Source organism: Burkholderia pyrrocinia (genome assembly GCF_022809715.1).
Lineage (GTDB): Bacteria > Pseudomonadota > Gammaproteobacteria > Burkholderiales > Burkholderiaceae > Burkholderia > Burkholderia pyrrocinia_C.
The window spans coordinates 2,198,971-2,211,091 of sequence record NZ_CP094460.1 but is presented as its reverse complement, the minus strand read 5'-3'; the positions used below and the strand labels follow the sequence as shown (position 1 = coordinate 2,211,091).

9 protein-coding genes are annotated in these 12,121 nt (G+C 54.3%); 1 reads left to right on the top strand and 8 read right to left on the bottom strand.

Going from position 1 to position 12,121, the window contains the following annotated elements; all coding sequences use genetic code 11:
* Positions 1 to 7: 7 nt before the first annotated feature.
* Entirely contained in the window at positions 8 to 2,554 is a 2,547-nt protein-coding gene (locus MRS60_RS26795) for a hypothetical protein (protein WP_243565878.1), read from the bottom strand.
* Between the two features lie 384 nt (positions 2,555 to 2,938).
* On the opposite strand from MRS60_RS26795, the gene MRS60_RS26790 reads away from it, so the two are divergent.
* Complete coding sequence (locus MRS60_RS26790) at positions 2,939 to 4,063, top strand: HEPN-associated N-terminal domain-containing protein (protein WP_243566826.1); 1,125 nt, start codon at positions 2,939 to 2,941, stop codon at positions 4,061 to 4,063.
* Positions 4,064 to 4,167: 104 nt separating this feature from the next.
* On the opposite strand, the gene MRS60_RS26785 is transcribed toward MRS60_RS26790, so the two are convergent.
* From MRS60_RS26785 to MRS60_RS26755, 7 genes are all read right to left on the bottom strand, one after another.
* The gene (locus tag MRS60_RS26785; protein ID WP_243565877.1) at positions 4,168 to 4,860 is read right to left on the bottom strand and encodes a hypothetical protein; all 693 of its coding nucleotides are present in this window, start codon (positions 4,858 to 4,860) and stop codon (positions 4,168 to 4,170) included.
* A 518-nt stretch (positions 4,861 to 5,378) separates the two neighbouring features.
* Positions 5,379 to 5,591, bottom strand: coding sequence for an IS3 family transposase (locus MRS60_RS26780; protein WP_243565876.1), 213 nt, complete (start codon positions 5,589 to 5,591; stop codon positions 5,379 to 5,381).
* Positions 5,591 to 5,797 (bottom strand): transposase, encoded by a 207-nt coding sequence (locus MRS60_RS26775; RefSeq protein WP_279388977.1) that lies wholly within the window; start codon positions 5,795 to 5,797, stop codon positions 5,591 to 5,593. Before MRS60_RS26775 ends, MRS60_RS26780 begins: the two co-directional genes overlap by 1 nt.
* Before the next feature lie 22 nt (positions 5,798 to 5,819).
* Positions 5,820 to 6,398 (bottom strand): nucleotidyltransferase family protein, encoded by a 579-nt coding sequence (locus tag MRS60_RS26770; protein WP_243565874.1) that lies wholly within the window; start codon positions 6,396 to 6,398, stop codon positions 5,820 to 5,822.
* Positions 6,399 to 6,836: 438 nt separating this feature from the next.
* On the bottom strand, positions 6,837 to 8,099 hold the full coding sequence (locus MRS60_RS26765) for a YiiX/YebB-like N1pC/P60 family cysteine hydrolase (protein ID WP_243565873.1): 1,263 nt from the start codon (positions 8,097 to 8,099) through the stop codon (positions 6,837 to 6,839).
* A 1-nt stretch (position 8,100) separates the two neighbouring features.
* Positions 8,101 to 8,592 (bottom strand): GNAT family N-acetyltransferase, encoded by a 492-nt coding sequence (locus MRS60_RS26760; protein ID WP_243565872.1) that lies wholly within the window; start codon positions 8,590 to 8,592, stop codon positions 8,101 to 8,103.
* Between the two features lie 393 nt (positions 8,593 to 8,985).
* Positions 8,986 to 12,120, bottom strand: coding sequence for a DEAD/DEAH box helicase (locus tag MRS60_RS26755; RefSeq protein ID WP_243565871.1), 3,135 nt, complete (start codon positions 12,118 to 12,120; stop codon positions 8,986 to 8,988).
* Between the last annotated feature and the right edge of the window lies 1 nt (position 12,121).

Sequence of the window (12,121 nt, the reverse complement as noted above, 5' to 3'; positions counted from 1 at the left end):
TTTGGCCTCATTCTTCGCCTCTGTTGCGCTTCACGCCCTCAAACGTCTGCCGCCATTGGCTAGCGCATTCGAGAGCATCTGCATGGTTTCCTGTCGCAAGGTGTCGCTCGAACTCTATCCCAAGCATCGATAACTGCGCGTATTGTTTACGTATCAGCATCCGAGTTGAATCAGGCAATATGTCATGGGAGTGGCCTGCAATCTTCGCGGCAACATCCCAAGCACCGACTACGCTAAAAACCTCGATACAGGCCGCGGCCAATACCCAATCGTCGGAGCGCTGCTCGCACAAGGTTACTAGGGCCGCCTGCATGCCGAGCAAATGGTCTTTGGGCAGTTCACGCAGTAACGAAACCAATTGATCGTCATAGGTGTCGTAACGCTCCTCCGACCGCAAGAGCTTGAGAAGGAGATCAGGAAAGCCCTTTATCGGTACTAGTCGCGTCAACATCCACGAGTGACCGCGTCGTAGCACGATCGCTACGTCGACCTTCATCAAGGTTGCAACAAAGACGGGTCCCCATACCCCAGCGAAGCGTGGCTTCTCATGCAAGCGGCCGACTAGGAGCTCGATACAAGTCACAAGAAACGAATCATGTTCGCGGTCACCCTGAGCATACGCCATGAAAATCGCCATGACCTGCTCGGTAATTCGATCTTCGTATTCCTCTGGAAAGGAAATGCGCTCAAGTGCCTCAGCGGCAGACTGATGAACACCGATGATCGGGTCGGACAACAGCAACAGAAATGCATCGTGCACAAGGGACGGAAGATCGGTCATGCTCAAGTGACGTAGCTCCCGCAATGTCTGCGCGGCCGCCATTCTCACCAACGCAGACTCCCCGACCATTGCGCCATACAGGAACGGGAGCACAGCATTCGTCGATGCCGCTGTATGCATCAACGGCGGCAAGGCCCGTATGAGTGCGCTACGGAACTGCTCCGGCCACTGTACGTCGCTAGCGATAAAGCCGATGAATTTCGCCGCGATAACTGTACTTTCGGCCGCCGCGCTACTCGCCCATTCCAGAATGGCCGAACGCAGACAAGCCAATTGCTGTCGTCTGTTACGGCGGTCCATCTGCGCGAGGAAAGCGCTCGCTTCGCCAGAAGACACCTGCACCGGAGGATTGGTGACGTCCGCGAGCGCCTGATCCAACAACGCAGCCGTTCCCAGCAGGAGTTCCATTTGATCGCATGCGACCTGAGTTAGCTGCTCCGGAAAGTGTCGCAAGGCTTCGTGAGTCTCCTGCAATACATCGGGATTCTGCGTCGTTGTAACCCATGTCAAGAGGCGGCGTAGCGCTATCCCGTAAGGCCTGAGATCGGGAATCACATCGACAGATTCAAAGCGATTGCCCGGCAATCTCAACAACGTGGAGTAAACGCCGGCGATCCGCTCTTCTCCGGCAGAAGAAGCTCCTTGATAGTAGTTTACGAGCAATGCGTCGACCTCTTGATCGTCTGCCAGCATGGCATAGACAAGCGCGCGCTCCAGCGCGTGCACGACTTCGCGCATTTCCGAGTCTGAGTCGATATCGATCAAAGAATCGACTCGAGCGAGTTTTGCAGCAAGGCTGCGAACCAAACTTAATGGATAGGCATTGCAACCATATGCGAGCGGAATTGCTCTCGCCGCGGCCTTGACCACAAAACTCGATTGACTAGCAATCAGACCATCTAGCGCCCTTTCCACAGCTGCGGGAAATCTAGACGCTAAAGCTTGCAGCGCCTCGGGGCGTTTCTCGGGTTCGGAAAAATCGAAGTCGTGACGTGGCGGCGCAGCCAGCAAGCACAAGCTCTTAACGGCCGCTTCCGCTTGGGAAGCATCAACCAAATCAAGGTGTGCCAGCAAGACTTGTGCAGCAATCGCGATATTGCGCTCCCTCGAAAGACATTGCATCGCGCAAGCAACGAGCCGCTTGTGGTCCTGGGATACTATCTGGAGACAGCTCAGTGCCGTTTCGATCGCCCACGACTCGTTCGATTCAATCAGATGGAAGAGGTAGTCGACGACGTCGTCGGCAAACACCTCGGGCGCGAGACGAGCCGTCGCAATGATCTTCTCGGACGCTGACTCCGTACGAGTTTGATCCAGTGCCTGCAGATCTTCAATCAAGGAAACAACGGGTACTGCCGCATTAGTCTGAAGTGCAACGCGCACTTTCTGGCGGGCATCGAGTTCATCGCGCAGCTTTCTTTCTTGCCGCTCTTGATCGGCCGCCATGGCAGCCACCATCTGATCTCGGCGGCCCACGAGTTCCACAAGATTGGGGAAACGCAATGGTTGCCTAACGGTGCAATTTACACAGTTTCGATCGTAGAACGCAAGCGCCGCCTCCTCGAGATACCACGTTGCGATTCCGCCAGCAGGGGCGTGGTCACAGGCCATTGAGTGGTGGCCGATCGGAAAGCCGGTAGCGGCTTCAATCATCCCCGTGCCGCCGGTTTTTTCGATCCTCGCGTGACCACACCAGTTCTGGATAAGAACCTTAACTTCCTGGTTGCGCTGGCCGACTTCCACCGTCCGCTGGTAATCCCGTTCGCTAACCATGAGCTTAGAACCTCTGTCGTTTCAGAGAAGACAAATGCCGAAATTCATTTTAATCTGTCGACGCACCGAAAACATGTAGTCTCTGCTCCGGGGGCAGTTTCCGCCAGTCGCGACCGGCAGGTGCCAGCCGCAAGCGGCTACTTGGGTACATGTCGCGAATGGCCACTCCCGGAGACGGCTCCTCCTTTGAGCCGTCCCCGTACAGACAGCCTATCAGCGTCAATCAGTTGCCTCTGTAATTGGGCGATTGTGCAAGTTTCTTCCCCCCACGACGTCCTCGATTGCCTAGGTCAGCTAGGTACTCGTGGCATCGTGAGATACGATGACGGCGTACTGCCCCTCCAAAAACTTCCGATCAGTCATTCCGCATTTATCAATCTACCCATGAGCCTGGATCGCGTTTGCTCCTCTTGCTTCTCTGATCATGACTTGCGTGCTTGGGTTCGGAACCAAGATGGTCCCCGTGGCTGCTGCGTCTGCAACAAGTTTGACTCCCCAACAGGGGAGTTCCACAAAATTGTGAATCGCATCGAGGAATGCCTTAGGCGTTACTATGGCAGAGCAGTCGATCAACTTGGATATTGTTCAGCGGAAGGGGGATATTTAGGGGAGCACTGGGATTCGTGGGACATGCTCGCCAAGGTCGGGTTGGATTTTCCTCGAGACTATAGCGGCAGGCTGAACTCGGCTATTGCGGGCGCCATGACTGATGAACCTTGGTGCGACTTCGATGTCGGCGCACTTGACCTTGACCATGCGTTGTGGAGCAGTTGGGAATCGTTTTGCTCGACAGTAAAGCACGAACGGAGGTTCTTTTTTCACGCCAGTGGTAGGGACGACCAAGACTCGCTCACCCCTGCATCACTGTTGAATAGCATCGCTCATGCGAGTGAAGACCTCGGCTTGATAACGGAGATTCCTCCCGGATTGGGATTTTGGCGTGCTCGGCCAGATCTTCAGAAGGGGCAGCGCGTCGGGGCATCAAATTTTGGGCCACCTCCAGCCCACCTCGCTCGTCAAAGCAATCGCATGAATCCTGCCGGTATCCCGATGCTATATCTCGCATCGTCGCAGGTGACCGCTCTAAAAGAAACTCGCACGGAACAAGCAAAGGTAGGACGCTGGCGCACGGCGCGCCCGATACGGATTCTGGATCTTCGCTGCCTCCCCCCCGTGCCTGGTGTGTTTTCCGATTCCGCACGCGCACCAGCCCTGACGCTCAAATTCCTACATGACTTTGCCGACGACATCATGAAGCCGGTCGCGCGGGACGAGCAGGTACATATTGACTACCTGCCATCACAGGTTGTTACTGAGTTCATGCGTGATCATTCGTTTAAAGCCGGAGCGCTGGACGGAATTGCCTACAGGAGTACCGTCCATCGCGGTGGTTGGAACCTTGCACTTTTCCTCGGACCGATCGATCTAGGGCTTGCGAAACGCGAATGGGGCCCCACACGTCCACTTGCATTTGCGTTCGACAAGTCGATGTGGGCCACGTCCGTGTAGAGCCGCGTGCCACGGCAGCGTCGGATACCTTGCTGCTCCTTTGCGAATGACGCCGTGCTATAGGAGCTCATGCATCTCTCTTCAGACAAAATTATTTCAATGAATCAAGCCCCAGAGCCCCGTGTCACTACCGTGACCTGAGGATCGCCAAGCTGCGTCAACGTGTCGTCAAGCACCCGAAGGTACCGCACAGTCGATTTTTCGTAGTCCTCTATGAGCTGAGATTCAAAGTTCTCTTGTCTGCTATGCTCTTGAATGGAACTTATGATGCCATCGTCGGTCTTGTGCGTAATTCCGTCATCGATAACATCTTGCGTGACAGCTGCCATGCGTGTCGTGCACTCGGTGACATACGCCAGTTTGGCAATGTCGAGATCACCTTTTCCACCAGAAGGCATACATGGATTAGGAGATGAAAGGTTGCTCACCGGATGAAGATCAATCTCATCGACGTGAATCAGGTCGTCAGCCATATGCTTCCCGAAATATCGGACCAGCTTGAAGTGTTCAACGATCAGTTGTTCACGCCAGCGCCGGTGGAATGCCATATAGTCTGCCCAAGACGACGCCGAAAACTCCTTCCAGCCCTTGTTGTGTGAGGCAATGGTCATTTTGGCTAGTTCATTGTAGCCATCGTTCAACAATCGACTTGTCTCCTGCGCGGTAGCCTGTGCACCATCGATAAAACGCACGCGCTCAGCATGCGCTTCCTGACGACTCAGTTGCCAACCTATCCCCCCAACGTCAGGGTAGAGGTGATAAGTGCTGCCGCAACCGGGCCTGCAAAATTCTGCCAATACGAAGCATCGTTACTCATTTCAAATGGTCCTAGACGAGGTGGAAGATATACCCCTTGAAGTTTGCCACGCAAGTTAATACGATTATTTTGCCCTGATACTCAGGGTTCCACCACAACGAGAGGTGACCATGGCAACGGGAAAGAAAGCCGCATCGGACGCGGGCAAGATCTTGCGTGATCCGAAGTCGACAAAGAAGGAAAAGGAGGTCGCAGCATCTGACCTAGCACAGCGCAAGGGTCCCGCATCGAACAAGTCCAAACCAAAGAAATAAGCCGCCCCGGCGCGCCGTGTTGATTAAGGTCCATACGCACGCGGCGCTGCTTTTCTCTCTCGCAGATTCCCCACCTACACGGCAATCGTAGGTGGCATCCTCCGATCTCCGCTAGCTACCAACCAGCTCGTCAGGATTCGCAATTCGATTCATACGCGCCATGAGATTCGCATATCGGAGAAGCTTGTTCGATAGTTAGCAACCTACAGCGCGACCAACTCGTACAGCATAAAGGTAGTCACCGTCAGACACTGCACCTGTTGGCGAAGCAGCCATCCCGCTGCAACAGCACGTGAATCCGGCGATAGCCGTATCGGCGCTTCGGCGCGGCGATGGCCATCATCCGGCCAGTCAGCGCTTCGTCGTCAACTCGGCGGCGTGATTCGTAGTGGAACAGCGAGCGCGAAATCCCTACCAGCCCGCAGGCCCGGGTAACACCCATGGCGCGTTCGGTCATCAATATCCGGACCGCTTCGCGCTTGGCCTGCGGGCTCGCCACTTTCGAGCCAGCAGGTCCTTCAACGCGGCGTTATCGAGCATAGATTCAACCAACAGGCGCTTGAGCTTGCTGTTCTCCTGCTCCAGTTCCTTCAGGCGCTGTGCTTCGGAGACCGTCATCCCGCCGAACTTCGCTTTCCAGTTGTAGTAGGTCGCTTCCGAGATGTTGGGCGCAACATACAGGCTCTTAGCACGGAACGATGGTCACGCGAGGCCAGCGATTGCGATACTGCTTCTCTTCTAACCGCTGCCGATACGTCGCGACACTGACTCGCTCGGGATTCCGACGAACCACCATGGCAAATAAATCATCCAGCCCATACGGTGCAAGAACCCTGATCGTGTCGTCAGAAAGCAGAGTCAACCCGACTGCGGTTGCATACTCCGGCCACGACGCGACGGCGGCCTCTAGCGACTTCAATGGTGGCACGGCGTAACCAAAAGCCGCCTCGAACCAGGTGTGAACGGCGGCTTGATTGGTGACCTCCCATGGCAATTGGGGGTGCATCCTGCTTAGATGAGACTGAAACGTTGCGTCGCGCTCTGCAGAAAGATCGGCACCATCGAAGTACGCGACATCGACGTCAGGCAATGCTGATGATGATTCCAACCCATGCAAAGAGTCCCAGACGAGGTTCCGGACGGCACCAGCACCGATGCACCAGGAAGGTAGATTCAGGGACCGGACTGCAACCAGTGCGGGCCAAAACCATGAAGACTCTCGCGCAAGGGAAACGAGGTGTGCTTCGAAATCAGTTGATGGCATGAGCGAAGAGTCCGTTGGGTAGAGGCGAGGATCTGCCGCTGAGCAAACTCGCCGCTCATGGTAAGTCGATCTTAACCGAGTGTGACGCAGATGGAGGAGATAGGCGTCCTTTACCGACCGCTTACTTCCATTTTATCCCAGTCTCGCTTAAAGTTTTTAGTCGCGACTTGAAGGCACTTCTCGTAGTTATATATTTCCATACGCGCATCTCCGATTGCTACAGGAGTCTTCGATTAGATCAAGACAGCGTAGTTAATTTTCTCATGGCCGCAATGCGACGATGACTTAAAGCAGGCGATTTCATTGCCCGTCTGTCGACTACAACCAGCCCTCAGTCCGACTCAAAGCCGTGTGACGTCCCAACCACAATCACACGACGCTGAAGCGGAATACGGCATCAGTCAGCCAGACTGCCGTTGATGACGATGGACTGTGCGGTTAGAAAGGCTTCATTGGTGCGTCGATCGAACGGATGCGAAAACAGTCGTCGCAGAGTCGAAGCGTTCCCGGCCCAGCCGCCGGAATACTCACGAAGACATAATCGCAGGCTGGGTCATCCGCACAGACACTGCATACATCCATACTTCCCGTTGCTCTAATGGCCGCTTCCGTCATTGCGGCCTGCTTGGGATTCCATTCGCGCAACGAAGCAAACCACTCAGGTGTGTGCGGGCGGAGCAACCTGGGAGGCGCGGGCTCGCGCAATCCCTTACGCTCGAGCCACCGAGTTGCCGCTCTAATGCGCCGAGCATGAAACTGCGTCAGGATATCGTACAGCTCTACCTTCAGCGCAAAGTATTGACGAGGGTGCAACGTGTTCACAGTCACATAGCCCGCGTGGTTCAGGACAAAACGGTTTTGACACAACTCCTCGTCTGCCAGCAGCTCTTCGCAGTACCTCTGCTTGCGTTCCGCTGAGCCAGTGTGCCCCTCCATCAAGGCGACGTGGTACTGCCAGGCATTCCTTTCAAACTCATCTCGCCACAGTTCCAGGTACCTAGAAGATCGCAGGGCTTGCACCAGGTAAGCGTCGCACTCCGGATGCTCTATCAGGTAGGCATCGATGTCGTTGAGTGACTCAATCTCAGAGGATAACTTGCGGGCCTCCCGAAGCAAGGCGTTGGTTGAATCGCGCATGGTTTGCACGTTGTCAATGTCGTCACGCCAGTCAGCCTCTTCTTCTGCGCTGAGATTTCTGAGCACATTAGACACTTCAACAAGCGCCGAGCTCTTTAGGAACTCCCCGGGATGACAAAAATCAGCATCCGGCACGAGGTCCACGCCGGCATTGCGATAGGCCTGCGCGACCAAACGCGAACAGTACTGTCTCCGGCCAGCAACGAAACCTGCCAACACGCTCTTGGCGGCGCCGGTCATGGAGTATCGGGTACCAACCGCTGCTCTGGCGAAAGAAATGACGGAGCGCAATTGGTCAGTAGTCAGCGGCTTCACCGGTCGAAGTACATGACCAGCGCAGCCTGGATCAAGAATAAGTCGCTCAAGATTGCGTGCGTGAACACCGTCGCCAGTGGAGTCGATCACACTCGACTTACCCACACAAATCATGGCATGAGAGATGTCCGCACCGGTGACCCTGCGGATCGTTTGGCTCATTGGCTCGAGCGTGGTCGTCAGAACAACATCGCCGGGCTGGATGAGGCCGACAACGAACGCCCTGGGTTGCAATTTCAATTCGCTCATTTCACAACTCAGATTGAGCATCGATCCGACGCAGGTACTGAATGATGGGGTCTCCGCTGTAGCTGTCCGCCCCTTTCTTAATCGGCTCAAACAACACCTTCTCAGCCAGCCGTTGCGAGGCAACATTGTCCTCACCAACGATGGCCTCAATCCAGAAGGCCGTCATTCCTGCTCGGCTGAAGCCGTTCCACATCTCCTTGATGGCGGCAACAACAACCCCACGAGCCTTTCCCTGCCCCCGGTAAGCCTCAGCAACCGCCCAACCCACGTTGAAACAAGGCTCGCCCTCGACAGGGTCACATGGAATAAACTGCACGAGAGCCACGATGGAACGCCCAGCCATCTGGGCATAGCTCAGCCTAGTTTCGCCGTTGGGCCGATCCATATGGACCAGCAAGTTTCGGTCGAGGTCGCCGCGCTGCACTGTTATCGCATTTGCAGCAAGTGCTTGTTGAAATGACTTGAGTGCTCCTGCCACATCCGGCAAAGGCATAATATTCACCTATTAGGGTTTACGACGTCGACCAAAAAATCTTCAAGCAAATTAATTCCCGGCCGCTTCGTCCAATGTGGATCACTATGCCTTAAACCGGTCAGCACCTTTGAGATCAATGCTCCTCTGTTCAAGTCGACCGACAATACATCGGCCGCAAAGGAGGCAAAGTCCCCGCCTGCGAATATCGCGGACGCCCGAAGAGGAACTGACCGATTTCCGACAGGCCGCTGAGCCAAATGGTCAGGCGGAGTTTTTTGCCATTAAATTCAAATAAGCAATATTCTATTTCCCCACCCCGACAGGGAATAGGACATAACAGCCAGATACATGACAAATACATTTAAAGCGCATACAACAAAAGACCGCGCACAAATAATTAACCTACGCTCGTCAAACACCTTCTAACATAGACCATACTTGGTGATAGTCTGCGCCACGCTGCTTCCCAAGGGCACTCGCCCACGTTTCACGACTGCCTTTTAATTCTTCGCGCAATCGATAAACGCTTCCGCCCTCCCCAAGTGACGACCTAGCAGCAAGGCCCAACGCAGCATTGCGTGGCACCCCGGCACTACGCAAAGCGATCGCGGAGTCGCGATTGACACCATACAAGGCCATAGATGGAACATTAGCCGCCTCGCGGCGCTGTTCGTCACTCATTGACTCAAGGCTCGTACCAAACTTCATCGATATCAATGAAGCAAGCCCCCATGATGCGGACGTAGATATCTTCTTTACGTTTCTCATACATTCCGTAATTTTCTCTACGTCTGTTTCACCCTCGAAGTACTCCTTCGCAATGTCAGGAATGGGGCGGCCGTTCACCCAATCTGCAACCATGAACGCTAACTTGCTGCCATCCGAGCCCTTGCCAAATTCCAGATTCTCGCGAATTTCCGGAATCTTGAGCAAAATTCCCATGACTTCCTTCAAAGTCCTATTTTTTCCATTAAACAGTAGACTTCCGCTCAAGAGTGATTCAGGCGCATGAACTTGTGCCAAGTCACTCAACGCACGACGAACACTTTCTATAGAAAATCCTGTCGAATCGACTAACTTGACCGCCCCCATGTCCGAGGCAAAGCCTTGTGCGTATTGCTGCGTTTGAATCAGCAGGTGTCGCGCCAGCACCGTATTGTTCTCACGGAGAGCTTTGTAGCCCAATGTTCCGCGCAAGATAAGCTCCAACTCATCTGCAAATTTCACGGGGCCGACACGCCGGAACGTGTGAGTAATGAACTGAGCGAAGGCTGACCATTCCGGTTGCCACACGAAATCCCTTAGCCCTTTTAGGGCGCGCTCGTCATACAGCTTTTGTGCCATTGCAAGTAGCCTCGACGCGAGATTCTCGAGAGCTTCACTTACAAATTTCTCATGCTTGGTTTGCTGTTCTTGCGTGCTGCTAGCGAGTGCGACAACACCGACTGCTTCCTGGTCAACACGCCCCACGCGTCCAGCAATATTCCAGAATTCGGAGTAATCCATCTTCGACTTATACGGTTGGGAAATCGTCGCCAACACCAAGTTCGAAATCGGGAAATTCACCCCTTGCGCAAGTGTGGTGGTTGAGCAAAGAGTGTGAAGCTGTCGTTCGGAAAAAAGCAACTCAATGAATTGGGCAACCTCCTCAGGCAATCCTGAATGGTGGACCGCAACACCGACGTTTATATAGTCGGCCAATGGGAAGTCCTTTCCCAACTCATATTCAACAAAGCGTGCAGCAAGAGCCCGCCTTGTATTTGACTGTTCGCCAAGATTGTCAAAATACATCGCCAGCGTTTTCGCAGCATCCCATGTCGCGTCAACGCGACCGCACAACAAAACTGTAGGGCCACGCGTACTCAAAACCTGAGTAGTAGCAACAGCAAGCTTATTTACCGCAGTCTTGGATACGGATTCCGTAAGTCCAAGCAATGGGCTCACGCCGGGAAGCGTCACCACTTCATCGACGAAAAGTGTCCGCCTCGGCGTATGCAGCGTGCGAAATTGAATATCCTCTAGCAGTTTCCCACGCTTCGCCTTATCGCGAGGGGGCAGGGCGAGACCGACGACTCTATCATTCGGCACCCAATCCGCCGCAATGGAGTAATCCTGATAATTTACCTGGTCGAGCCACGTCGCGACTTCCTTTGCGTTCTTAATAAACGGCGTCAAAAGTAGAAAGCGCGCGTCTCGATGCTCTCGATTCAGCATCGCCAACAGCAATTCAAGTTTGATGGCACGGTCGTCTGAGCCACCTACATTGTGCGCTTCATCGACAACGACCAATGCAAGCACGCCGAGCTTGTCGCGTATGTCATCGCGACGCATCAGTAAATCAAATTTCTCGGGTGTGCAAACAAGCACATTGACCGGTGGTTCGGAATTCTCAGCAGACTCAGCGTCCAAAATAGCCGCTTCGATAGAATCGAATTCCAATGCCGGAGATAGGCGTTCAACGCGCAAACCTAACTCTCCGAAATCATGACGTAGCTTCGCCGAGATTTGATTGACTAGAGCACGTGTTGGCGCAATGTAAGCAACAAAACCTTTAGAGCTGCCCAGGTCATTTATCGCTTGCAGTATTGAGAATTCTGCAATAAGCGTCTTTCCACTAGATGTCGGTAAATTTACGACTATCGAGCGGCGGGCTGTTGAAATGAGCCCTTCCTCAGCCAAGGCAGCCCGCTGAGGCGGAAGCAGTTCGAAGATTGGATTGTGTGGTCGATTTACAAGGTAATTAGCAAATCGCTGCGTTAGAGAATTTGCACCTCGAACCGCGGTGCGAACCGAGTTAGCTATCAACTGCTTCGCGGCAGCATGCAACAGAATCCCAACGTCGAGCAAATCTAACGAGCGAGCGCGCTCAAACGCCTCGATTGCACGCTCGAACTGCATGTCGGTTTGCGCGCCAATATCTGATGCACCCTCACTGCGTCCAGTTATCGTGTAGGACGCCATCCGGTCAGCCGCACTGGCGAGATTATAGAGCCCCACAAGCTCAAGGGCGGCAGATTTCTGTTCCCGCGTGCCCCGTCCTTGGAGCCATCGACTCTCGTATGTCTTTTGCTGCGCCCTCAGACTCGCAATTATTGAGACCGTGGCATCAATGTCGTCGCGGCCGTCCTTGCGCAACAAGCCAACCCAGGCAAACGCAACAGACTGACGCACATATGGCAGCCAATGCTCTCGGGGTGCAGAAATGGATGCCATCTCGGTCCGCAGAAATCTGCGGGCTTCAGCCGGGCGATCAGCAATGATGGCGAGCGTAGCTGTCCGCAACAGCCAAGTCAGATGGTCTTCTGGTGGCTCATCGTCGGGACGCTCATCTTTAAGCAGGAGATACGATTTTGCTGCCCGGTTGCGAAGCTCGGGGGCAAGCTGATTCGGCCCCATGGCATCAAGAACTGCAAGCTCGGCAATGACTGAGGCGAGTTCGTCCCTAACCTCATCGCGAAGCGATAGGCCAAACGTCTCATAGATACGCCGCTTTTGCGCCTCGGCATGTGCACGTTCGACGCTTCGCAGGGTTTCAGAAGTAGCCACG

Coding starts and splice junctions, on each gene's coding strand:
- MRS60_RS26795 (WP_243565878.1), bottom strand. CDS start 2,554: ATGGTTAGCGAACGGGATTACCAGCGGACGGTGGAAGTCGGCCAGCGC.
- MRS60_RS26790 (WP_243566826.1), top strand. CDS start 2,939: ATGAGCCTGGATCGCGTTTGCTCCTCTTGCTTCTCTGATCATGACTTG.
- MRS60_RS26780 (WP_243565876.1), bottom strand. CDS start 5,591: ATGACCGAACGCGCCATGGGTGTTACCCGGGCCTGCGGGCTGGTAGGG.
- MRS60_RS26770 (WP_243565874.1), bottom strand. CDS start 6,398: ATGCCATCAACTGATTTCGAAGCACACCTCGTTTCCCTTGCGCGAGAG.
- MRS60_RS26765 (WP_243565873.1), bottom strand. CDS start 8,099: ATGAGCGAATTGAAATTGCAACCCAGGGCGTTCGTTGTCGGCCTCATC.
- MRS60_RS26760 (WP_243565872.1), bottom strand. CDS start 8,592: ATGCCTTTGCCGGATGTGGCAGGAGCACTCAAGTCATTTCAACAAGCA.